Annotated in this window: 16 protein-coding genes; 4 read left to right on the top strand and 12 right to left on the bottom strand. The window is 59.5% G+C overall.

The features are described 5' to 3' along the window. Nucleotides 1-561: 561 nt before the first annotated feature. Nucleotides 562-1,863, top strand: coding sequence for an O-antigen ligase family protein (locus F3J19_RS07995; RefSeq protein ID WP_167039550.1), 1,302 nt, complete (start codon nucleotides 562-564; stop codon nucleotides 1,861-1,863). On the opposite strand, the gene F3J19_RS07990 is transcribed toward F3J19_RS07995, so the two are convergent. From F3J19_RS07990 to F3J19_RS07965, 6 genes are all read right to left on the bottom strand, one after another. Beyond that, nucleotides 1,827-3,029: a glycosyltransferase family 4 protein gene (locus F3J19_RS07990; protein WP_167039548.1), complete on the bottom strand. Its 1,203-nt coding sequence runs from the start codon at nucleotides 3,027-3,029 to the stop codon at nucleotides 1,827-1,829. The two genes, F3J19_RS07995 and F3J19_RS07990, sit on opposite strands and share 37 nt — an antisense overlap. Before the next feature lie 50 nt (nucleotides 3,030-3,079). Beyond that, nucleotides 3,080-4,396 carry an oligosaccharide flippase family protein gene (locus F3J19_RS07985; RefSeq protein WP_167039546.1) on the bottom strand — a complete coding sequence of 439 codons (1,317 nt, stop codon included), beginning with the start codon at nucleotides 4,394-4,396 and terminating at the stop codon, nucleotides 3,080-3,082. Between the two features lie 20 nt (nucleotides 4,397-4,416). Continuing rightward, a complete protein-coding gene (locus tag F3J19_RS07980; protein ID WP_167039544.1) occupies nucleotides 4,417-5,427 on the bottom strand; it encodes a glycosyltransferase family A protein in 1,011 nt (336 codons plus the stop codon). A gap of 86 nt (nucleotides 5,428-5,513) precedes the next feature. Continuing rightward, nucleotides 5,514-6,959, bottom strand: a complete 1,446-nt coding sequence (locus tag F3J19_RS07975; RefSeq protein ID WP_167039542.1) for a hypothetical protein — start codon at nucleotides 6,957-6,959, stop codon at nucleotides 5,514-5,516. A 21-nt stretch (nucleotides 6,960-6,980) separates the two neighbouring features. After that, nucleotides 6,981-8,096: a glycosyltransferase family 1 protein gene (locus tag F3J19_RS07970; RefSeq protein WP_167039540.1), complete on the bottom strand. Its 1,116-nt coding sequence runs from the start codon at nucleotides 8,094-8,096 to the stop codon at nucleotides 6,981-6,983. 51 nt (nucleotides 8,097-8,147) lie between these two features. Beyond that, the gene (locus F3J19_RS07965; protein ID WP_345891011.1) at nucleotides 8,148-10,466 is read right to left on the bottom strand and encodes a polysaccharide biosynthesis tyrosine autokinase; all 2,319 of its coding nucleotides are present in this window, start codon (nucleotides 10,464-10,466) and stop codon (nucleotides 8,148-8,150) included. Between the two features lie 762 nt (nucleotides 10,467-11,228). Between F3J19_RS07965 and F3J19_RS07960 the strand changes: the two genes are divergently transcribed. Together F3J19_RS07960 and F3J19_RS07955 are read left to right on the top strand one after the other, a co-directional pair. Next, entirely contained in the window at nucleotides 11,229-12,200 is a 972-nt protein-coding gene (locus F3J19_RS07960; RefSeq protein WP_167039920.1) for a helix-turn-helix domain-containing protein, read from the top strand. 47 nt (nucleotides 12,201-12,247) lie between these two features. Continuing rightward, nucleotides 12,248-13,264: an ATP-grasp fold amidoligase family protein gene (locus F3J19_RS07955; RefSeq protein ID WP_167039538.1), complete on the top strand. Its 1,017-nt coding sequence runs from the start codon at nucleotides 12,248-12,250 to the stop codon at nucleotides 13,262-13,264. Between the two features lie 112 nt (nucleotides 13,265-13,376). Here the strand turns inward: F3J19_RS07955 and F3J19_RS07950 are convergent, their stop codons facing one another. The 5 genes from F3J19_RS07950 to F3J19_RS07930 all read right to left on the bottom strand — a co-directional run bounded on the left by F3J19_RS07950 (nucleotide 13,377) and on the right by F3J19_RS07930 (nucleotide 19,524). Beyond that, nucleotides 13,377-14,036, bottom strand: coding sequence for a substrate-binding domain-containing protein (locus tag F3J19_RS07950; RefSeq protein WP_167039918.1), 660 nt, complete (start codon nucleotides 14,034-14,036; stop codon nucleotides 13,377-13,379). 35 nt (nucleotides 14,037-14,071) lie between these two features. Then, complete coding sequence (gene ligK, locus F3J19_RS07945; RefSeq protein WP_167039536.1) at nucleotides 14,072-14,755, bottom strand: 4-carboxy-4-hydroxy-2-oxoadipate aldolase/oxaloacetate decarboxylase; 684 nt, start codon at nucleotides 14,753-14,755, stop codon at nucleotides 14,072-14,074. Nucleotides 14,756-14,757: 2 nt separating this feature from the next. Then, nucleotides 14,758-15,783 carry an amidohydrolase family protein gene (locus F3J19_RS07940; protein ID WP_167039534.1) on the bottom strand — a complete coding sequence of 342 codons (1,026 nt, stop codon included), beginning with the start codon at nucleotides 15,781-15,783 and terminating at the stop codon, nucleotides 14,758-14,760. A gap of 70 nt (nucleotides 15,784-15,853) precedes the next feature. Next, on the bottom strand, nucleotides 15,854-17,212 hold the full coding sequence (locus F3J19_RS07935) for an aromatic acid/H+ symport family MFS transporter (protein ID WP_167039532.1): 1,359 nt from the start codon (nucleotides 17,210-17,212) through the stop codon (nucleotides 15,854-15,856). 539 nt (nucleotides 17,213-17,751) lie between these two features. After that, nucleotides 17,752-19,524 (bottom strand): tannase/feruloyl esterase family alpha/beta hydrolase, encoded by a 1,773-nt coding sequence (locus F3J19_RS07930; RefSeq protein WP_167039530.1) that lies wholly within the window; start codon nucleotides 19,522-19,524, stop codon nucleotides 17,752-17,754. 909 nt (nucleotides 19,525-20,433) lie between these two features. Between F3J19_RS07930 and F3J19_RS07925 the strand changes: the two genes are divergently transcribed. Continuing rightward, nucleotides 20,434-21,528 carry a porin gene (locus F3J19_RS07925; protein ID WP_167039528.1) on the top strand — a complete coding sequence of 365 codons (1,095 nt, stop codon included), beginning with the start codon at nucleotides 20,434-20,436 and terminating at the stop codon, nucleotides 21,526-21,528. 127 nt (nucleotides 21,529-21,655) lie between these two features. Here F3J19_RS07925 and F3J19_RS07920 read toward each other — a convergent pair whose 3' ends face one another. Continuing rightward, nucleotides 21,656-22,831: a trypsin-like serine protease gene (locus F3J19_RS07920; RefSeq protein WP_167039526.1), complete on the bottom strand. Its 1,176-nt coding sequence runs from the start codon at nucleotides 22,829-22,831 to the stop codon at nucleotides 21,656-21,658. Between the last annotated feature and the right edge of the window lie 20 nt (nucleotides 22,832-22,851).

Raw genomic sequence — 22,851 nt, 5'->3', positions numbered from 1 at the left:
GTGTGATTAATGACAGGACGTCCGCGTCGGACAGACCCGACCAGCCGCTCAGTTCGCAGTGAAAGACAGATGCCGGTATGGAGTCCGGCTCGTTCGGGAAATACGCAGAACCGCGTGGCCGGATCGCTGCCGTCTGTTCGACGACGACCGGATAACGAAAAAACCGAAAGAACAAGTGAGGCAACGATGTTCGCGATACTGATCGCGACATTCGCGACACATCGCGCCCCGATGTGTCCCATCATAGTCAGCCGATACTGAAATAAGCCGTTCTGGCGCGAACCGTGGAAGTTTTGGCTCTGGCTGCGGTCTCCGATTGCGAGGAATACGAACGAGCTTGCATTCCTGTTGCAGACAGCACGTTGAAGATTGGAAATCATCACCTACACGTGCTACCGTTCAGATGAACGTCTCGACACATTCGTGTCAAAGTTCATGTCAAAGACGGACACCTATCGTGTCTTTCGCCGGTGCAACACCAGCATCCTGCTTCATGTTCACGCCGTCATCCAGCGTATCGCCAGCTCATCGAACGGCGCGCTACTGTTTTCCGGAGTTGCAATGGCCTATATCTCACTGCTCGCACTTTTTCTGACCGTCACCAATTTCGTGCCGATCAGTGCAATTGGCTTCGTGCCCCTTATCTTCTGCTCATGGCGCTTCTATGGGCGTAGCTATCCTGCGTTTATGGCACCGTTTACCGCGTTCACGCTTTTCGTCATTGCCTCGACGCTGCTTTACGATCCGCGGTCCTTTCTGGAGTTCGATTTTTACCGCCGCGACGGCAATTTCTTCATTTCGTATGCACCCATTTTTGCCGGTTGTCTGTATGCGCACCGTTGGGATCTGAACAAAGTACTGCGCACGTTCTTCACGTTCGCGGTTCTCATCAATCTGCCGCTCTACGCTTACTACATTGTCGAAAACGGCCTGATCGGCATTTTCACGCATCCCGCCGATACGTTCGGCAGCTACTTCATCGCCCGTAATGCGGCTGGCGGCTTCTTCGCCATGCTGTTCTGCCTCGGTGTCGCGTGCTACCTGCAAAAGCGCAGCAAGCTGCTCGTCGCGCTGCTCGCCTGCAATGCGCTCATGCTGTTTTCCACCTACAGCCGGGGCTCGCTGCTCGGTGCGGCAGCGATCCTTCCGTATCTGTACTTTGGCCGCAAACGCTGGATTCTGGCTTCGCTGGTCGCCGCCATGCTGGCCGGTTCGCTCGCGATGGCGATCCACCATACCGATCCGACCGTCGATTACATGGGCTACACGTTCTCGATCCACAATCAGGACGAAAAGGTCGCCAATCTGGACATTCGCTACGAATGGCTGTGGCCGCGCGCACTCGCCTATTTCGAACAGAGCCCGATTGTCGGTCTCGGCTTCGGCTCGTTCGACGACCATATCGGCAGCGTCGCCTCGTACTTTCATCTACTCGGCGTTCCGTCCGACGTCATCATCGAACATAGCGACTCCCACGCCCACAACTCTTATCTGAACATCCTCGCCGAACTCGGCGTGGTGGGCCTGACGCTGATACTGGCGTTCTACTGGAAGCTGGTCGAGTGGAGCAAACAGGGCGCGGCGTTCGCGGCCCTTGTCGATGGCGGGCGTAATTTCGCGGCTTTCCGCTTCGTCGAAATATCGTCGGTGTGCCTGCTCGTGATGTCGGCCACCGAACATCGGCTGGTGTCGCCGTCGAATGTTCTGATTCTTTCTCTGGTGATCTCACTGCTGCTTGCGGCACGCCCGCTCACTGCTTCCGTGTTCGCGTTCGATCCGCGTACGCGCCGCAGGGCGAGCGTCGTGCAGCAACGCCCGGCTCAATCTCAGGGCGTAGTAACGTCGGCGAGGTCGGCGAGATGACGTTCTTCGACGGGGCGCGGCGCGCTCGGTGCAGGTGGCAAAGCCTGTTCGACACAGGCACCCGGAAGCCGCGACTCGACAAAACCCTTGAGCGATTTCTTGAAGTTCTCCGATGAGAAACGCTCGGCGTTCCTGCGGCACCGACGAGGGTCGAATACGCCCGCGTTGTCTTCAAACCGGCTGACCGCTTCGAGCAACGATTCCACCGTTTGTGCGTTGAAGAACACGCCGGTGGCCCGCTCGAGCGGCAAGCCCACCACCGATTCGAGTGCTCCGCCCCGGCCGAATGCGATAACCGGTGTACCGCATGCCTGTGCTTCCACGACGGAAATACCGAAGTCTTCCTCGGCCGCGAACACGAATGCGCGAGCGCGCTGCAAATGGTCGATCAGAACATCGGATGGCTGATGGCCGAGAATCTCCACGTTTTCTCCGGCCACAGCCTTGATCTTCTTCATCTCGGGGCCATCGCCGATCACCACGAGCCTGCGCTCGGGCGTTTGCGAAAACGCCTGCACGATCAGATCGATGCGCTTGTAAGGCACCATGCGCGAAGCCGTGACGTAGAAGTCGTCCTTCTGCATGCGAACCTTCATATTGGCGAGATCGACCGGTGGATAAATGACCGTGGCATCGCGCTGATAGGCCTTTCTGATTCGCCGCGCAATGAACTGCGAATTGGCGACGAGATAATCGACGCCGTTCGCGGAACGCGAATCCCAGCCGCGAATGTAATGCAGCAGCACGCGCGCCAGCATCGAGCGAACGCCCGTGTCGAGGTGCGATTCACGCAGATACTGGTGCTGCAAATCCCACGCGTAGCGGATCGGCGAATGGACGTAGCTGATATGCACCTGGTTCGGTCCGGTCAACACGCCCTTTGCCACCGCGTGCGAACTCGAAATCACGAGATCGTAGCCGGACAGATCGACCTGCTCGATCGCGAGCGGCATCAGCGGCAGATAAGCGCGGTAACGTCTCTTCGCGAACGGCATTCTCTGGATAAACGACGTGTTGACCGATTTCCCCTTTACGCACTCGCGGTCTTCGAGAAAATCGACAATCGAGAAGATGTCCGCATTCGGGAAGCACTCGATGATGTTCTTCAATACTTTCTCGGCGCCGCCCGAGACCACCAGCCAATCGTGAACAATAGCGACTTTCACTTCGACCTCCTGTGACTTTCCAATCGAACCCCCAGACATCCTTCACCACATCAATCTTCTTTGCCCGCCTGCGCCTGTGTGTGCAAACCGAATGCAATCCGCACCCGCTCCATGGCACGCTCGGCGCCGGGCAACAGGCTAACCAGTTCAAGACGGATCAATACGCCCATCAGAATCACGGACAATGTCGACTCGCCGATCACGCGCGCGGTCGCCATGCCCATCGCGCCATAGCGCGGTGCAAGAATCAGTGCCGCGCAGAGATTGGCGAGCCCGGATAAGGCACCGACAACGGCGAGCAAGCGGTCTTTTTTGCGCGGCACGAATACGTAGAACGCGACGAATTCGTTGAAAGCCGCGAAGGGAAACATCCACGCGAACACCTGAAGCACGTGAGCGCTGGGCTCGAACGCCTGGCCCAGGATGAGCGGCAGAACAAAAGGCGAAAGCGTCAAGGCGCCGCACAGCACGAGCATGCCGTAGCCCATCAGCAGGAACGCGCCGCGACGCGTCGTAACGCGCGCGCCTTCCTTGTCGCCGTTCGCGAGTTGCCGCGATATCGTCGGAATGAATACCTGCGAAGCCGGCCCCATCAGGCTCAGTCCGATCGTCGCAAAGCGTTCCGCCGCACCGAAATAGCCGACCTGTGCAGGCGTCGACAGGAGCGTCATCAGATAGGTCGAGGATGCCGTGAGCACCACGGAGCCGGACGAATAGCAGAACAGCATCGTCGAGCTGCGCACGAGCGGCACGACACCCGAGAGCTTGAGGCGCGGCCAGCCCAATTGACGAGTCGCGAGGCCATAGGCAACGAGCGACGACGCAATGCCTGAAATCAGCAGGCTCGCCAGGACCCACACGGCGTCGCCGGGTCCTTTGACCAGGCTCAGCACCAGTACGAGGCTCAATGCAAAACCGAACACCTCGATCATGATCGGCGTACGGAAGTGCTGGCGGCCCTGAAACAGCCAGCCGAGATTCAACGCCGAGACGATGCCGAGCAGCGTCGCCAGCAGGCCGATAAGCGGCCGCTCGGACAATACCGGCGAGCTCATCGTCGCCACGACGCCGATCGCCGCGCCGATTACGCCCAGAATCAGCCGCGCGCTGACATGCAGCGAATAGATCGAATTGCATTCGGCCGCCGAATGCGCTTTCGACACCTCGCGCATGCCGACGAAAGTGAATCCGTAGCTCACGAGCATCCAGATCACGTTCATCAGCGACATCGACGCGAGCACCCTGCCGTACTCGGCAACGCCTAGAACCCGGCCATAAAACGGCACGACGATGATGAGATAGACGTACCTCATCAGATACCCGCCGTACACAAACGCGATTACATTGGCGCTCGCCCGTTTATCCATTCCCGTCTCCTTCCCGGCCTTCAACGCCCGGTCGCACGCCGGCGTGCGAGCGGGTTGGCGATATAGCGCACGGCAAAATCGGACAGCGGCGAATAAGGCAGGAGACACAGGCTCGACAGCACGAGCGTGCCGAGCTTTTTCTTCACGCCCCAGAATGGATTCGCAATGATCGTATGCAGATAACCGCTCGAATCGTGGAGCATCCAGCGCCAGCGCGAGAGGAGCTTCGCGCGATAGAGGGTCGAGCAGAACGTCGCCTTCTCGTGCGAGAAGTCATGGAAAGTCGGCGGGAGCTCCAGATTCAGCCGGTCCTTGGCGATGTTTCTCAGTATCGCCCATCGCATGTTGAATGCCCTCGGCGCTTTGTTCAGTTGCTCCGAGTTCGCGAACGATACTGTTTCGCCTCCCGCGTTATGCACGCGATAGCCGCCGAGCGACTTCGGCACGGTTCCAATCGGCCCGGTCAGCGCAACGCCGTAAATCGCGTAAAAGTCCGCGCCATAGCGATTCACGCCCTCTTCCGGAACCGGAAAGATCTGCCTGAGCGCGCTGACCCGGTAGGCATTGCCCGATGCGGGCGGTGACGGATAGAGCCAGCCGCCCTGCAATAGCTTCGTGCAGTCGTGAGGCGGCACGGTGTGCGGCACGTAAGCGCCGGTCAAGGCCCCCTGACGATCCATGACGTCGAGACGGAATTGCACCTTCGACCATGCACCGCTATCGAACAGGCGCATCACTTCGGAAACCGCTTCGGGATACAGAACGTCATCGGAGTCGAGAAGGATCACGTACTCGGTGTCGAGCAAGCTGATGGCGTAGTTGTATGCCGATACCTGTCCGCCGTTTTTCTTGAAGACGGCGGTGATACGGTCGCCATAGCTTTCCAGGATCGCACGCGAGCTGTCGGTCGAGCCATCGTCGATGACCATCACGCGCGTATCCGGATAGTCCTGCGCGAGCGCCGAGTCGATTGCCGCACGCAGATAGCGCTCGTAGTTGTAGTTGCAGATTGCAATGGTGACGTGTTTCATGATGTTTCGACTCTATTCGTCAGGTTCGGGACACCGACAACCGGCATCCGGGATACTCGCGACAGGCGACCGGGCCATGACTACGCTCAGGCGGCACCGCGCACCACCAGATAAGCCAGATGTCTGGGCGGGTTATTGCCGGCACCATTCATCTGGCTCGGTACTTTGAATCGCACTTTCATCTGCCCGTTTTCCCAGTTCGATGCAACATCTTCCGCGGCACTCGTAGTGCCGGTGAGCGCATCGATAAAATCGACCTGTGCTTCGCGCAGACGCGCACTGTCGAGCCCGCCAATGGCGACGGTCTGCCAGCCTGTACTCGCACTCACCTGCATGACGAGATCGCTACCGGAGAACAGTGCGCTGCCGCTCACGCCCTGGCCGAACTGCACGGGCTTCGAGAAACTGCCGAGATGGCCGCCCGCGGTCTTGCGCAGCACGATCAGGCTGCGCCCCGAGACGTTGTAGGTTCGCGCCGGCGGCCCGCGATGCGTCAGACGGAAAGGCTCATAGCCATCCCAGTGATAGATCATCGATACATACTTGTCCGCATCGTCCCAATCCCTCTCCAGCGCCCATACCGCAAACTCGAAGAAATAGCGCGGCAGATAATGCGGGTCCTTCATGTACTCGTCGCCGATTTCCGTTTGCCAGATACCGCGCGCGGGGCCGTTCTTCACGTACCGCTGATACAGCGCATCGAGATCGGAAACGGCGAGATAGTGCGTGTCGATATAGTCGACCCAGTCGAGCATCCGCTCGTTCAGTACCGGGCTGCGATACGCCAGCCATTGCTGGAAATTCGCGAGACCGCCCTGATCCGGCCAGCCTCCATAGACCACGTACGCGTGGTAATTGCGGATAATCCGCGCCGCCGGAATATGAATTCGCTCCACGTAGTCCTGCATCGCGCGCTCGTAGGGCTTCGAGCGCTTCTCATTCTTGCTGAAGTCCGGGCCGTGCCAGAACGTGGCCTGCGGCAGGCCGCCCGACAACTGGCCGGCAGCCTCGTTCCAGATCTGGAAATAACGCAGGTTATAAGGCGGCGCAGAGTACTTGCGGACCACCGCCTCGACATACTGTTTCCATGCGTCCACGTCGACGGGCGCCGAATTCGAATCGCCCGGCACGCTCGCATTCCATCGCGGCGTATAGCCGAGTATCAACAACGAGCCGATGCCGCTGCGTTCATTGCGAATCAGCACCGGCGGCAGGTCGCTATCGAACGCGGCGCCTGTCCTGTCGATGCGCATGGTTTCACCAGGCCGATCGGGCTGACCGGGGCCCACCGAACCGCGCCCCCAACTGATGCCCATCGCGCGCCACATTTCTATGTCGGCGGCCGAGCCGGCCCAGCCGTTGGTGCCGATCAGGTTCGTCATAAGACGGGCCTGCGCACGTTGGCGCTGGGCATCCTGTGTCAGTGCCAGAGCGGGCTGGGTCCGTGCCAACGGAACGACCGCTCCCGCCGCAAGCGCGGCAAATGTGCGCAGCGCCCGCCTTCGGCCTCGATGGACTTTGACGCGATTCATTTCCGTGCCCGTCCATGTCAGTCAACTCGCCGACGCGCGCGGCGTCAGGTCGGGCAAGCGGTCGCCGGTGTGCTCGTAAAGTATTTCGAGCACTTTCTTCGCCGTGCGATCCCAACGAAATTCGCGGGCACGCAATTGCCCCGCCACGCGGTATTGCTGGCGCAGATCCGCGTCGCTCATCATCTGCGAGATCTTCGCCGCGATATCGTCCGCCGAGGTCGCTTCGCAGTACATCGCGGCATCACCGCACACTTCCGGTATCGACGTCCGTGCCGATGCGATGACGGGGCAACCGCAGTACATCGCTTCGAGAGGCGGAAGACCGAATCCCTCGTAGAGCGATGGGAAAATGAGGCAGCCGGCGTTCTCGTATAGCGACTTCAACTCGTTATCCGATACGAAGCCCGCCCACACGATCCGCTTCGAATCCACGGCATGTTCGGCGCCATCGCTGCTAAAGATGCGCGAATTCCGTCCCCCTACGATAACGAATTTGACCGTGGTCAGATGTTCGAGCTCCGCAATCGCATCGAGCACGCGCTGCAGGTTCTTGCGCGGATCGAGACTGCCGACGATCACGCAGTACGCGTCCCTGCCCAGTTCGAGACGTTCGAGCACGGCCGGGTCCGCTACGACGCGATCGAGATGGTCCGCGCCGGGCGTCACCACTTTCACGCGCGACGGATCGATCTTCAGGTGGTGGCAGATACGCGTCTTCGAGAACCGCGACACCGTGAGGATCATGGGACGCGTTCGCCGCAGAAACGCGAAACAGATCCGGTACCAGAGCCGGAATTTTCTCGAGAAGCCTTGCGGCACGTCATAGACCGCCATGTCATGCACCATGACGATCTGCCCGCGTTTGAAAAGCGGATTGGTATTGCACAAATTCAGCAGCGTGATTCCGCGCGCCGCGATGGGCAGCGTAATCTGCTCCCACAGCGTGCCGCGCAGCCACGGAAAGCGCCGCTGGTTATCGAGCAGCGCGCCTGGCGCGACGGCATTCTGCGGCACGAAAACTTCGAGTTCGTCGCCCGGCATCGCGTACATCTGCATCGCTCTCGTGAGTTCATACGCGACGCGTTGAACCCCCGTCATGGTCTGCGAAGTAAACTTTCCGTTGATTGCAAAGACCATCCGCTTCTCCGTTTAACGCGCTGTCGCACATGCAACTATTCCTGTGCCGGTTCAGTGCGCGGCTCGATGCGCCATGTCGGCGTCGCCGAAATCGCTCGCGTAATTCGTCTCGTAGTCGTAATTCTTCGTGCTGCGGCGCAACGGAATACCGTTGAAGACCGCGCCCGAAATACGCCCTTCCGCGCGCTCCATCTTCCTGACCGTGTCCTCGATTTCCTCCTCGCTTTGCATGCCCGAACGCAACACGAGCAACGACGCGCCCGCCTCGTTCGCAATGATCGAAGCATCGGTCACGGCGAGAAATGGCGGCGTGTCGACGATCACGAGATCGAACTGGGTCGACAGACGCTCCAGCATTTCCCTGAACCGCGGCTTCATCAGCAGCGCCGCCGGGTTCTCGGGGCGTACGCCGCACGACAGGAACGTCAATCCGTCGATACCGGTCGAGCGCAAGGCATTGCGCAGCGGTATCCGTTCCGACAGTACTTCGGAGAGCCCGCCGCGATTGCTCTCGTTGAATAGCGAGGCGAGATGGCCGCGCCGCATATCGGCATCGATCAGCACGACGCGCGAGCCGATTTCCGCGTGCAGAATCGCGAGATTCGCGGCAATGAAGCTCTTTCCCGCCGAGGGCGTCGGCCCGGTAATCATCACGATGTTGTTGCGCGCGTGCGCCAGATCGCGAGTCAGTGCGGTACGTACGCCTCGCAGCGCTTCGACCGAGGAATCGTGCGGAAAGCGCGCGGCGAGAATTCTGTTGTTGTGACCGGCGCTGAACTGGATCTCCTGCACGCTTCTCTCCAGCGGCGGATCGGCGCGCCCGGCAGACGCCGGCAAGGACTTGTGCCCCACGCTGGCCGCATTGCGATCGATCAACACCTGCTGCTGGCTGAACAGAATCTCGCCGAACATCGGCACGCTCATGCGGCGCTCGACGAATCTCGGGTCGGTCACGCCCGTCATCACATGACGGCGCACGAAAACCAGCATGACGCCGGACACGATACCGAGTACCAGCCCGCCGCCGAGCACGAGTACCGGCTGCGGCATGACCGGGCGATGCGGGCTGATAGCCGGATCGAGAATATGCGCGCCGCCCGTCGTACTGGCGCGCCGAACCTGCAATTGCTGGGCCTTCTGAACCATGCCGAGATAAATCGTTTCCGCAACCTTCTGCGCGCGGATCAGATCGACGCTTTCGCGTTCGGACGCCGGCATGCCGTTGAAATGAGTATCGAACTTCCCTTTCGCGTCCTTCAATTGCGCCAGTTGCTCGTCGATGCTCTGCACCCAGCGGCTCTGCGGGGTAAAGCGCTCGAGCATTTGCGTGCGCTGCAATTGCAGTGTCGCGATCTGCTTGTCGAGATCGAGACCGCCTTGCAAATAAGCCTGGGCTTCGTTGGTCGGCTGCATCGACTGCGAACTGGAACGGAAGTTCTTCAGCGATTCCTCGGTTTTCTTCAGATCGGCGAGCAGGCGCGGCAATTCGCCGTTGATAAACGCGAGCGTTTTCGTATCGTTGAGTTGCCGGCTCGCAATCGCGGACGCGAGATATTGCTGCCCCAGGGCATTGGCAACGTCGGCGGCTTTTTCCGGACTCTGATCGCGGTACTGGATTTGCAGCAGCCCCGAGTCCTTGACCTTGTCGCCTACCTTGACGAGATTCAGGAAGCGTTTGGTTGCATCGAGTTCATTCCAGCGGATCACCTCGAATTTCGTACCCGGCCGCGCATCGAGTTCCTTGATGAGCATCGACACGCCATTTGCTTTCGCTTCCGCGCCCACCGTACCCGTCAGCAGAATCTGACCGGACGGACCGAGCAACTCGTAGGCGCCGTTCTGAAGTGCAATCAGCGTGAGCTTTTCTTCTTCGAGTTCATGCGGCACATCGAGTGCACCCACTTTCACGCGCTCGCCGCCCCAGGCAAACGATTTCAAGCCCAGCCACGGGGCCGCGGGCTCGCCCGGCGTCGCGAACTTCTCCGCGATATTGCCGAGTATCGGAATGCGATGCGGCGTCACCGAGACGTCGAAGCGGAATTGATCGATCACCGGCTGCACGACCGAGCGGCTCTCCATCACAGCCGCTTCCGTCACCGGCGATGGCGCGGGCGGCGGCAGCATGTCCTGATTCTGCAACGCGAGGCCGAGCGCGTTCGGCTCGGGCGGGTCTACCCGCACGACCACATCGGCGGAATAGATCGGCTGTGCAATCAGCAGATACGTGACGGCCAGCGTGAGGACGACGACCGTCGTCACCACGATTTCCCAGATATGGTCACGCATCAGCGTGAGCATCGCGCCCGCACTGAGCTGCCTGCGCTCAGTGTCGATGGCGGGATAGAGCGAATTTTGCGGGTAGTAATCCACCGGTCTGATCCTTACAGGTTGATAAGCAGAACGATCAACGACACGCTCTGCGTCGTCACGTTGCAAATGACGCCGCTGCCGGCCGGAAAGGCCCTGAATTGGCTGGCGCACGGCGAAGCGACGTGCTGGGTCGGGTTAGGTCGGGGAACCGCACTCGGGACCTCTCGAGCGACGGAAGGCTACACAGCTATTGCGTTGTCCACTGCGGCATTGCCAATCGCGCTTCTCGGGAATTCGAAATACGAAGTCCCGATTCCCCCGAATCGCAATGGGCAACTTCTCTATGGATGTTGCGGTGAAGCATAGCCCGCAAAAAGAAGTACTCAATCGCCGGAGGCATAAATTCGGGTGTTATTGGCCGAATGTGCGGAGCGTTTTACATTTGCAGACGCTGTTGTTGCGATCTGCAATTGGTGTAACAGAGTTATACGATTCTCACGAAACATCGCGACAGAACGCGTGTTGCGCGCTTCGAGTGCGAGGCATCGGGCTTTGAACGGACTCATATCGCCTCATCCTTTACCACGCCGCGTATTTGACGATTTCGGCACAAAGTGAGGTACCGAAATCGCGCCAATTGAATGAGAAAAAACTTCACTGAGAGACAGGTAATAGAAAGCGTTCGAACGGAGTTCAAGGTAAGAATTTCCCAGATCATGACGATTACGCCAAAACACCCGCGCATGCCGGCCAAGTTCGTCTTGATCACCTCGATGCGCTAATCTCAATGCGTAGTTTTTCCCGTCTGGAGAATCCCGCGTGATGAAGCACATTGGTCTTTTCGTCTTCCAGAACTGTTCGGTGGCCAGTACCGGCGCGATAGGCGACGCGTTCCGGCTTGCCAACGAGTTCAAAAGATCCGCTGGTGAACAACCGGCCTATCGGCTCTCCGTACTGTCGGATGGCGGCGGTCTCGTGACCAGTTCTTCCGGCATTTCGATCTGGACCCAAGGACTCGATCGCTACTGCCTCGCCGATTTCCATGCATTCTTCGTGGCCTGCCGCGACGTCACCGAAGTGGCGGAATCGAATGACCGCTTTCTGTCGTGGATCTCATTGCAGGGCTCGATCGCATCGTTCGGCATGCAGCAAGGCGCAAACCTGGCCGTGATATGCAACGACCCGCTGCAATCCACGGTGCCGATCTATCTGTTCGACGACAGCGGCGACGCGTCGCGAGCGCCCAGCAACGTTACGCCGACCGATCTGGCGATCGCGCAGATAGAGCGCGACGTCAATTCGGATACGGCCCGAAAAATCGGCCGCATTCTGCAAACGGGCTACGCCGAAAAGAGCCGCACCGAAATCGACGATGCGAACATCACGACCACGACCGAGAAGATTCGCGAGTCGGCGCGCTGGATCAAGGAGAACTACAGCAAGGCGATCTCGGTTGCTCAGGCCGCGGAGTCGGTCGCGATGAGCAAGCGCAATTTTCAACGCCGCTTCAAATGCGAATTCGGGATGACCCCGCTCGAATACCTGCTGCGCACGCGCTTCGAAATCGTGCGCTCGATGTTGAAGAACACCGATTTGCCGGTCGACAAGATTGCGCGCCGGTGCGGCATGGGGGACGGCAATCGCCTCGGGCGGCTCTTCAAGGAGCGCTATGGCATGTCGCCGACGCAATTCCGCGCGCAACAGCAGATAGAAGCCGAGGAGCGCTGGCAGACGGCCGAGGAAAGTTGGGGCACCACGGCCGAGATGCTGCGGCAGGTTCCCGCCACTCTTTGATGCTTCGGGACGAGCGCTTCGCGACCCATATATTCATGGATAAGAACATGACGATCACCGAACCCACCGCGTTCGATGAAGAAGATACGGTGGACGCCACGCAGGACACGGCGTCCGAACACGGGGCTGTTGCCCTCTCTGACGCGGTATCTGGCGAGCAGACGAGGCAAAATGAGGAACCGCTTCATCATTACCGGCAAGCGCCTTCCAGAGTGAGAGCGATCAAGGAAGCCGCGAAATCATTGCTGCCGGACTCCATCTTCGTGAGTCTGCTGCATCACAAATGCATTGGCCGCTATCCGAATCTTCTTCATCCCGCCACGTTCAATGAGAAGATCCTGCAACGTAATCTGAGGCCCGATCCGCGTTACATCGATCTGGCCGATAAACTCAAGGTGCGGGAATATATTGCAGCAAAGATCGGCGAGCAGTATTTAATACCGCTTCTCGCCGCGCCGGAGGTGTTGACGCGCAAGGTCTTCGACTCGCTGCCGGATGCCTTCGTCATGAAGGCCAATCACGGCAGCAATTTCGTCGAAGTGGTGAGAGACAAATCGAAGACGTCTTTCGAGAAATTGCGGATGCTCGCCGAGCAATGGCTGGCGACCGACTTCTACCACATCGCGCGCGAGCGGCATTATCGGATGATCAAGCCGCGCGTCTTCTTCGAGCACCTGCTGCTCGACCAGCACGACCAGATTCCCGCCGATCTCAAGGTGCACTGCTTTGGCGGCCGTCCCGGTGGGCCGATCATCTATATCCTCGTGATAGCGGACCGGTTCGGCGACTGCCATGGCGACGTATACGACGCCGACTGGAATCATCTCGACATCGCCATCGGCCCCTATAAACGCAGCGCCGCACCCTCTGCGCCCCCGCGGAATCTGCAAGCGGTACTGGACGTCGCGGTGCGATTGGCCGAAGACTTCGACTATGTTCGCGTCGATCTATATGCACCGGATAACGAAATTTATTTCGGCGAATTGACGTTCACGCCGGGCGCGGGCGTATTACCCTTCACACCCGACAGCGTCGATTACGAGTGGGGCAAGCTGCTTGCGTGAACCGGCGGCTCAGGCAAGCGAAGCAGTCAAGCTCATTCACGGGAGCTTCGACTCCACCGCTGATTCCCGCTGCTTTCCGCCGATTCCCACTGCCAGTCAGACCGCTGAACCATCACGCCGGCATCATGCCGTTCTCCATCTTCGCGCCGTTGGCCTCGCGCGAAATCAGAGACGACAGCCATGCCCGCGCGGCTTCACGCCGACGAGCCGCCGTGCAGATCGCAGCGGTAAAAGTCGTGATGGATTGAAGGCTGCCCGGGAGTGCCCCGAGCACGTCGATACCGGCTACGTGAATCAACTCGCTCAACTGCTGAAATCCCAGCGCGACCTCTCCGCGCGCCACCAGCGCACCCACCGGCACGCCCGGCGGCGCCTTCACGAGACGCGGCGCAATACTCCCGGCAATGCCGAGGCGTTCGAGCAGCCAGAGCAGATGCGTGCCGCTCGGTCCCGTCGAATAACCGATGCTGCGTGCGCCGAGCATTGCCTCACGCAGCGCCGCTTCGGTGCCGATGTCCGGATGCGGCTCACCGGTGGCCACCGCGACCGCGACGCCCGAGCGCGCAAATGCGACCCGGCTCGCGGAATCGACATGACCGGCCAGCGCGAGCCGTTCGATCGCGTTCTCCGCCAGCACGACGATATCGAATACTTCGCCATCCTCTACACGACGCGCCGCGTCGACACCGCCAACCGATTCGATCGCCACCGGCTGTCCCGTGCGGCGCTCATACGATGCGGCGAGTTTGGCCAGAACCTGGCGCGTCGCCATCGACGAAATGCCTGTGATCGGCTCAAGCACGCTGTTCAATCCTTGTAGCGCAGTCCGGCCTGCTCGAGCGGCCCGCGCATGTTGTACATGTCGAGACCGAGCACGCCCGAGGCGAGCTTCGCCCGCTTATCGCTCTCGAGCGCTTCGCGCTCGGCCGCTTTTTCGAGTACCGCTGGCGCCGCCGCGGCGGGCACGACGACCACACCGTCGTCATCCGCGACGACGACATCGCCCGGCGTCACCAGTGCGCCCGCGCAGACGACCGGAATATTCACCGAGCCGAGCGTCGCCTTGACGGTGCCCTTCGCGGAAATCGCCTTGCTCCAGACCGGGAACTGCATCCCGGTCAATACGCTCACGTCGCGCACGCCGGCATCGATAATCAAGCCGCGCGCGCCACGCGCCTTGAAGCTCGTCGCGAGCAGATCGCCGAAATAGCCATCGGTGCAATCGGCGGTAACGCCTGCCACAACGACATCGCCGGGCCGGATCTGCTCGGCCGCGACGTGCAGCATCCAGTTGTCGCCGGGATGCAGCAGCACGGTGACGGCCGTGCCGGCCGCCGTCGCGCCCGCATAGATCGGGCGCATATAAGGCTTGAGCAGGCCCACGCGGCCCATGGCCTCATGCACGGTTGCCGAACCGAGCGCGCCGAGTTTTTCGGCCACGCCGGCATCCGCGCGCTCGATGTTGCGATAAACCACTCCGAGTTCATACATGATTACAGCCCCTTCGATTTGAGCAAGGCATCGAGGCGCGGATAAACACGCCGTGCATTTCCTTCATAGATCTTCTGGCGTTCCTGCGCATCGACATGCGCCGCTTCGATATAGCGCTTCGTATCGTCAAAATAGTGGCCTGTCTCCGGATCGATGCCGCGCACCGCGCCGATCATCTCGCTCGCGAACAGGATGTTGTCGACGGGGATCACGCGCGTCAGCAGATCGATACCGGGTTGGTGATAGACGCAGGTGTCGAAGAAAATATTGTTGAGCAGATGGTCCTTCAACACAGGCTTTTTCAACTCCTGCGCGAGACCGCGAAAGCGTCCCCAGTGGTACGGCACTGCGCCACCACCGTGCGGAATCACGAAACGCAGCGTGGGGAAATCGCGGAACAGGTCCGAGGTCAGGCATTGCATGAAGGCGGTCGTATCCGCATTCAGATAATGCGCGCCGGTCGTGTGGAAGCACGCATTGCAGCTCGTGCTCACGTGAACCATGGCGGGAATGTCGTACTCCACCATCTTCTCGTAGATCGGGTACCAGTAGCGATCCGACAGCGGCGGACTGGTCCAGTGACCGCCCGACGGATCGGGATTCAGATTGATCGCGACATTGCCGTATTGCTCGACACATTTGACGAGTTCAGGAATGCAGGTGGCCGTATCCACGCCCGGACTTTGCGGCAGCATCGCGGCCGGCACGAAATGCCCGGGGAACAACTGGCTCACGCGATAGCACAGTTCGTTGCAGATCGCGGCCCATGTTGCCGAGATGGCGGCATCGCCAATGTGATGCGCCATGAAGCTCGCGCGCGGACTGAAGATCGTCAGATCAAGGCCGCGCGCGAGCATGAGCCTCAACTGATTGTTCTCGATCGACTCGCGCAGTTCGTCGTCGCTGATCTGCAACTCCGATACCTTGGGCATCGCCGACGGATTCGCAATGCCTGCGATCTGGCGGTTACGCCACGTCTCCAATGCTTTCGGCGCAGTCGTGTAGTGGCCGTGAATGTCGATGATCACCGTAATTCCCCGGAAAATAAATTTAACCGGCGACGCGCGCGAAACTCGCGCGCCGCATGTTTCGTGCTGGCTAGTGCGCGGTATTCGGCTGAACCGCCGCTGCGCTGCCGCTCACGCGCTGGCTCACGAGAATAGCGATGGCAGCCAGTGTAGCGGGAACAGCGAGCATCGCCAGAATCGCGCCGAATTGCCAGCCGAGACCGAGCAACGCGCCGCCGATCGCCGAACCGAAGATGCTGCCGAAGCGGCCCATGCCGAGCATCCAGCTCACGCCGGTCGCGCGTGCCACGGTCGGGTAGCGGCCCGGTGCGAATGCATTGAGGCCGGTTTGCGCGCCGCTCATACAAAAACCCGCAGCAAACACGAGTACCGCCAGCGACGAAGACAACGCACCGATATAGCCGAGTGCGAGCACGCACAGCGCACCGCCGACATACGCCGCGCTGATCACCGGAGCGGGACGTGCGTGGTCCATGATCCAGCCGACCAGAATCGCGCCGATCGTGCCGCCGATCTGGAACATCGCCGTGATGTTCGCCGCGGTCGTGACGGACAGGCCTGCATCTTTCATCAGCGTCGGCAGCCAGCCGGTCAGCAGATAGATCACGAGCAGGCCCATGAAATACGTGACCCACAGCGCGATGGTCATCGAACCATAGCCTTGCGAGAACAGTACGCCGATCGGCTTGCGCGTCGGCAGCGGCGGTTCGTTGGAAACGAAAACTTCGTCACCGGCAAAGCGCGCGCCGCACACACGGCCGAGCACTGCACCGATGCGTTGCGACGGCGCGCCACGCACTGCGAGCAGACGGGCCGACTCGGGCAACAGCCAGACCTGGAGCGGAATCAGCACGAGCGGCAACGCGCCGCCGAAGATCAGTACCGAGCGCCAGCCGTGAACCGGAATCAGCCAGCCGGCCGCGAAGCCGATCAAAGCCGAGCCGAGATTGAAGCCCGTGAACATCACCGTAATCAGCAAGGCGCGCTTGCGCTGCGGTGCATATTCGGACAGCAGCGTGGTCGAGTTCGGCATCGCGGCGCCAAGACCGATACCGGTCAGCACGCGCAGCGTCGCCATCGCCATCGGCGTTTGCGTGAATGCCGTGGCAATCGTGAATACGCCGAACAGAAACACCGAGGTAATCAGCACCCACTTGCGGCCGATGCGATCCGAAGCCGGACCCGCGGCCAATGCACCGATCACGAGACCGATCGGCGCCGCGCTCATCACGAGCCCGAAGGCGGGACGCGAAATCGCCCAGTCGTGAATGATCGACGGCGCGACGAAACCCATGATCGCGACGTCCATGCCGTCGGCCGTCACGACCAGAAAGCACAGCACTACCAGCAGCCACTGGTAGGCGGAAATCGGCCGTTCGTCGATGAACGCCTTGATATCGATTCTTTTACCGCTCGTGGTACTCGTCATTTGAATTCTCCTGTCTCCTTCATGGGTCTTGTCGCACGGCACGAAGCACATGGCTTCGTGCTGTTCGTCGATCCCGCAAGCGTCATGTCGATGTGTTCCTGAATGTCTTGCCCGGGTCATTGGCGTGAAGGTAGCGTTTGGCCGCTCGGGTTCCAAAGCGCGGGTTAACCATATGGCTGTGGTGAATATCCGCGTTTTTTCTATTCCGCATGGCCTGCGCAAAGCCGGGTGAATTCACACGAAGCCCCGCTGGATAAGCGCTAAACGCAAATACACAGCCTCTGAAAGTGAGCCTTTTCCGCACCGGCTTCAGAGCACACGCATAAACAGAACAGATGACACGGGAACGAAGTCGCATAGAACGGTCACTTAAGCCGCTAACGGCGCCGCTTTTCCCGTTCTTCACGATTGCGTCTGGGTTGCGCCTTGAATCAGGCATCCAAAACAAAAAGCGGAACGACCGTGACAACGGTCATTCCGCTTCGCAAGCGAGCCGGCCTCGCCAGGCCAGCCATCTAATCGACGCCTACAGGTACGGCTTAAGGTGCGGCAACGCCCTGCGTTTTCGCCGTATAAGGCGTGTAGAAGCTTGAGCCGGCCCACGCACGCGAGGCCGCCGTATAGAGCGGCGCGCCTTGCGCATAGTTCGCGCCGTCGTGCCAGTCGCCCGAACCGGTGTATTTCGCAACCGCCGGATACGGATAGACAGGACGCGAAGCCGTGACGTTGTTCGACGCATCGGTCTGATACGTCATCACGGCATCCGGCGCCTTCGCCTGCTCGGCCCAATCCGTGATCTTCGATACGAGGTCGATGTTCGGGAAGCCTTCGCCACCGCCGCAATGCGCCACGCCCGGCACCAGATAGAGTCGCGCGAACTGGCTCACGTTCGAATCGCCCATCGTCTTCTGCATGGCTTCGTAGTACTGGATCGTGAAGAGCGGCGAGATGTGCTGATCCGCCCAGCCGTGCCACAGAATCAGCTTGCCGCCGGCGGCCTGGAATGCGGAGAGGTCCGGGTTCGTCGCGTCGATGAACGGATGGTTCGCCTGCAGATAGGTCGGGTAGAAGCTCGCATCCTGATAGCCGAAGGTGTCGATGGTCGGCATTGTCGGCGAACCGGTGAAGATCAGGTTGTACGCGCCCGTCACGATCGAATAGCTGAACAACTGCTTGACGGACACGGCCGGATCGGTCGAATTCGAATTCGGCACTTCGACGCCGATCCAGTTCGCTTCCGAACCATACTGCGGCGAACCCGCCAGCATGTACTCGCCGGTCGTCGCATCGGTCGGACCATTGAGGATGTTCTTCGCCGTCGTGACTTCCGCCGCGGTCAGGCAGTTGCTCGTGCTGGTCGCGCCGTTGGCGCATTGGATCGTCGCCGGATCGAAATGACAGGTACGCGGATCGGCAATCAGACCGTCGGCCGCGCCGCTGCCGCCTCCGCACGCGGCGATAACGGCCTTGTGCAGTACTTGCGCCTTATCGGCATAGAGCACCGCGTTGCCCGTGCTCGTGCCCGTCGTGCTCTGCGACTTCACGCTCCAGCCGTGATACAGCGAGTTCTGGATCTGGAAATGAGCGGCCGGCGCGCCCGCCACGATGCCGTTGTAGTCGGCCGGATAACGTTGCGCGGCCATCAGTGCCTCGCGGCCGCCGTCGGAGCAGCCGATGAAGTACGAGTACTTCTGCGCCTGTCCGTAATAAGCCTTGATCAGCTTCTTCGCCGTAAGCGTCGTGATGTGCTGGCCGCGATAGGCGAAATCGGCCTGCTTTTGCGGGTCCGTCGTCCAGGTCTGATCCTGGCCCGTGTGGCCCATGTCGGTCGCTGCCGTTACGAAACCGCCCTGCTGCACGAGCGGGCACGTATAGCTGAAGCTGAACGAACTTTGCTGCGTCGGGTCGCTGAGATTGCCGCACAAACCACCGCAGCCGAGTTCCGCGAAACGCTGCGTCCAGGTGCTGACCGGCAGCGCGACCTCGAACGTGTTCGACGGGGCGAGCGTGCCCTTCACCGTGCAGAACGCGACCGTCGCGCCATTGATCGTGGCATTGGTTACGCTCGCCGAGGTAATCGAGCTGCCCGCGCCGCCGATGTCGGTGATATCGACCGAAGCGAGCTTCGAACAATCGACGCTCGGCGTCACGACCGACAGCGGCGTGTATGTGCTGATACTGCCACCGCTGCCACTACCGCCTCCGCATGCGGCGACAATCGCGGCCGTCGCGCAAACGCTCAATAAAGTCAGCAGTGAAACCGCACGCGCCTTGATGCTCACGAATGGATTGAGAGAGTGCAGTGTTCTCATACGTGTTCTCCCGCGTTGTTTGTTCTGGCGAGTATTGGAACCGGATGTGCAGGCGCAGAGCGCATTACGCGTCCACGCTGGGTTACGCATTGCTTCACGTTCATGGATTCATCTCTCCTCTTTGAGTACTTCGGTTCTCAGAAACGTCTCAATCCTTCTGCCGCGGCGAAGTTGCGGTAGAGACACGCTGGCCGGATTTGGACGCGACGTTAGCCAGAGCGGGAATCACCGGAAATCACGGGTTAACCACAGGGATTGGCGATGTGCGTGAACGATTCGCATGCGGGCAAACACGTCGCGATGGCGCTCGATATCGCGCACAAGCCCGCTGCATAAGGACTCGTTCAGGGTGGCAGGCGCCGGATCAGATGGCATCCGGTGCAGCGCGCGACAACCCGCCATAATTTTTTTAGATGCCAAAAGAAAGAGATTGAAATGCGCTCAAGCGGGGCCGCGATCGACAACCGTCGCCACGCTGTAGCGTGGCACCAACGCTATTTGAAATCGCGTTGCGAAATAGCGTGAAGAGCTTTCTCTTTTATTTATCGCGCCGCCTTCGAGATCTTTCATCGTTTTACAAATTCCCGCTTCGGCACTTACGCAAAACGAGCATCGCTTGTATCGCACACGGGTACAAAACTTTTATTTTTCAAAGAACTACGGCGTAGACGAAGAAATCTCGCCACACACCTGCAATCCCGTCAGTTCGCGTAAACCCCGGAATTTTCGACGGCAACGCGCTCGATCGAATGCGTTCTTCAGCCCTTTCGCACCACTTCCTCAGAAACATCGTGCCGACTATATTGAGCCCCGTTCGGTGGACTTCGGATTGGCTTCTCATCCATCGACGCTCACCATATACGACACCACCTACATCTGCATGACTAAATAAAACAGGAGATCATTTCGATGAACAGGACAAAAATCGCGCTCGCCATTCTTGCGAGCATCTTGATGTCGGCGACAGCACATGCCCAGAGCAGCGTCACGCTCTTCGGTCTTATCGATACCGGTGTTACGTATGTGAGCAACCAGTCGGGCAGCCACAATATCAAGATGGACGACGGCGTCAACGGCCCTAACCTGTGGGGTATGAGAGGCGTGGAAGATCTCGGTGGCGGCACCAAGGCCCTCTTCGAGCTTGTCAACCAGTTCCAGGTGAACAATGGCCAATTCATGCCCAATGCGAGCCTGTTCAGCCGCACGTCGCTGGTGGGGCTCGTCAACGAGCGCACCGGCAAGCTCACGCTCGGCAACCAGTACGACTTCATGACGGACGCGCTCTATTTCGGCGGCAACGATCCCGCCGAAATTTCCGGGCACTTCTACGCATTCCGCGCCGGCCCGTTCCAGAAGCTCGCCCTGCCGCAAAACCCGACTGGCGCATTCGACTGGGACCGCATGGCCGGCGAGCGTATTGCCAACTCGGTCAAGTACGTGACGCCGGTATTCGACGGATTCAGCGCAGGCGTAATGTATGGCTTCGGCAATGTAGCGGGCTCGGTCGGCGCGGGAAATTCGACGAGTTTCGCGCTTAACTACGCGGCGAACTCATTCGGCGCGAATGCCGCATACACGAATATCAAGTACTACACCGCGGGTTCACCGCAAGTGAGCGTGCGCAACTGGGGGATCGGCGCGCACTACCGGTTCGGCTCGTGGTTCACCAATGCGCTTTTCACGACCGTACGCAATTCCGCGAACGGCGGCTCGGTCTATGAAGGTTCCGTGGGCGCGCAGTACCAGATCACGCCGGCACTCGCGACCGGTGCTTCGTATATGTATATGAAAGGCAATTCGGTCGTCGACAATAACCACGCTCACCAGGTCGCGGCAATCGTCGATTATTCGCTGTCGAAGCGCACGAGCGTTTACGTGCTCGGCCTCTATCAGCGCGCCAGCTCCGGGGGTTTCGCGCAGATCAACGGCATGAACAGTGCGGATGGCGCGTCGAGCGGGCAAACTCAGGCTGTCGCGCGAGTAGGCTTGCATACGCGGTTCTAAAGCCGCGTAAAACCGCGCTTAGGCTGGGCGTGTTCGTTTGTGGAGCATCTAGTCGGTATGCGGACGGTGAACGGGAACGGCGAATGGAGATGTATCGCCGTCTTCCTTGGCTGCGAACTTGAATCGACTAATTGGATGCCAGGATTTTTTTAATCCAATTCCCGACATTCCCATCAATTCGCTCGTATATTCCGCCGTAGCCGCATTGCAAATTCGAATCGGTATCTGGTCGATCTGCGATGCCGGCCAAAAAGATGCCATTGCCACTCATGATGTAGAGCGGACCACCACTGTCCCCTGGACACTGATCTCCCGGAAGAGCGGCCGAAACTGGGCCCGCGACAAATTCAAAGCCACTGTTGCATCCATACTTCCTGGAATCCTGCGCGGAACAACTCGTACTTATGATGGCGACACTTGCGTAACCGCGTTGACCGTCCATTGCTGCACCGCCGTTGCCAAGATCGCGATTTCCGTATCCAACTGCGATGCCAGCCTTTGCCTTGTCGAGTTCGGCGGTTGTTGAAAATATGGTTGGCGAATTCGAATCGTAGATGTCCTGTGCCGTTTCCACCACGGCAATATCCGGCCCATTGCTATCACCGCATTCTGACATTTTGTTGACGCTCACTATGTTGGTAAAACTCATGTCCCTCCCCAACGCAACGCCAACACCGACCTTTTTCATATTGTGCAGACATACGCAGTGGCGTGCAGTCAGTATCTTTTTCTTTCCGATTGCCACGCCAGAACAAAATCCGTTCTGAGCATCCTGGATAAAAACGACGTTGGGATAATGAGTTGTGGCATTGTAGGACCGGCCTGGTGTGTTTGATGCGGGTGGTCCACCTGGTATGCGTGGCGGCAAACCCGATCCCGCTGTTCCACGAGGCGTATCCGGGCCGTCCGATGTGCCGGAAAGGATTTTTTCGGGATCGCCTAGTGCGGCCTGGTGGACGATCAATGACAAAGCATTGCGGTATCGTGAGTCAGTGTCGAGATTTGTCACCGTCAGTGTTTTTATTTTGTTCAGTATATTTTGAGGCTTGGCGTCGCTCTTTTGCTTTGCATTTAGCGCCCCAATGCTGGCACGAAGCATCGCGCTATATTCTGGCGTATTTTCGTCGAATAAATTCCCGGATATTGCGAGGGCATGCGTGGCAATAGCGCTGTTGGACCCGGTGTTGCCTGTTTCGCCGGGCGCTTGTGCTGAGGCGGTGAAAGACAGGAGTGAAAACAATAGCAATCCAGGATATATTATTCGACATGAAACTTTATCCATTTCAATATACCCCTGAATCATTATATTCAATCGATTCAAAT

The sequence above is a fragment of the Burkholderia sp. Ax-1724 genome, from assembly GCF_011752995.1.
GTDB lineage: Bacteria > Pseudomonadota > Gammaproteobacteria > Burkholderiales > Burkholderiaceae > Paraburkholderia.
This window is presented reverse-complemented; position numbering and strand designations above follow the sequence as displayed.

Bases quoted from the DNA above. Each gene is read 5' to 3' on its own strand.
- F3J19_RS07960 (WP_167039920.1), top strand. From the start codon at position 11,229: ATGAAGCACATTGGTCTTTTCGTCTTCCAGAACTGTTCGGTGGCCAGT.
- F3J19_RS07985 (WP_167039546.1), bottom strand. From the start codon at position 4,396: ATGGATAAACGGGCGAGCGCCAATGTAATCGCGTTTGTGTACGGCGGG.
- F3J19_RS07935 (WP_167039532.1), bottom strand. From the start codon at position 17,212: ATGACGAGTACCACGAGCGGTAAAAGAATCGATATCAAGGCGTTCATC.
- F3J19_RS07925 (WP_167039528.1), top strand. From the start codon at position 20,434: ATGAACAGGACAAAAATCGCGCTCGCCATTCTTGCGAGCATCTTGATG.
- ligK (WP_167039536.1), bottom strand. From the start codon at position 14,755: ATGTATGAACTCGGAGTGGTTTATCGCAACATCGAGCGCGCGGATGCC.
- F3J19_RS07950 (WP_167039918.1), bottom strand. From the start codon at position 14,036: ATGGCGACGCGCCAGGTTCTGGCCAAACTCGCCGCATCGTATGAGCGC.
- F3J19_RS07920 (WP_167039526.1), bottom strand. From the start codon at position 22,831: ATGATTCAGGGGTATATTGAAATGGATAAAGTTTCATGTCGAATAATA.
- F3J19_RS07975 (WP_167039542.1), bottom strand. From the start codon at position 6,959: ATGAATCGCGTCAAAGTCCATCGAGGCCGAAGGCGGGCGCTGCGCACA.
- F3J19_RS07970 (WP_167039540.1), bottom strand. From the start codon at position 8,096: ATGGTCTTTGCAATCAACGGAAAGTTTACTTCGCAGACCATGACGGGG.
- F3J19_RS07955 (WP_167039538.1), top strand. From the start codon at position 12,248: ATGACGATCACCGAACCCACCGCGTTCGATGAAGAAGATACGGTGGAC.
- F3J19_RS07980 (WP_167039544.1), bottom strand. From the start codon at position 5,427: ATGAAACACGTCACCATTGCAATCTGCAACTACAACTACGAGCGCTAT.
- F3J19_RS07995 (WP_167039550.1), top strand. From the start codon at position 562: ATGGCCTATATCTCACTGCTCGCACTTTTTCTGACCGTCACCAATTTC.
- F3J19_RS07930 (WP_167039530.1), bottom strand. From the start codon at position 19,524: ATGAGAACACTGCACTCTCTCAATCCATTCGTGAGCATCAAGGCGCGT.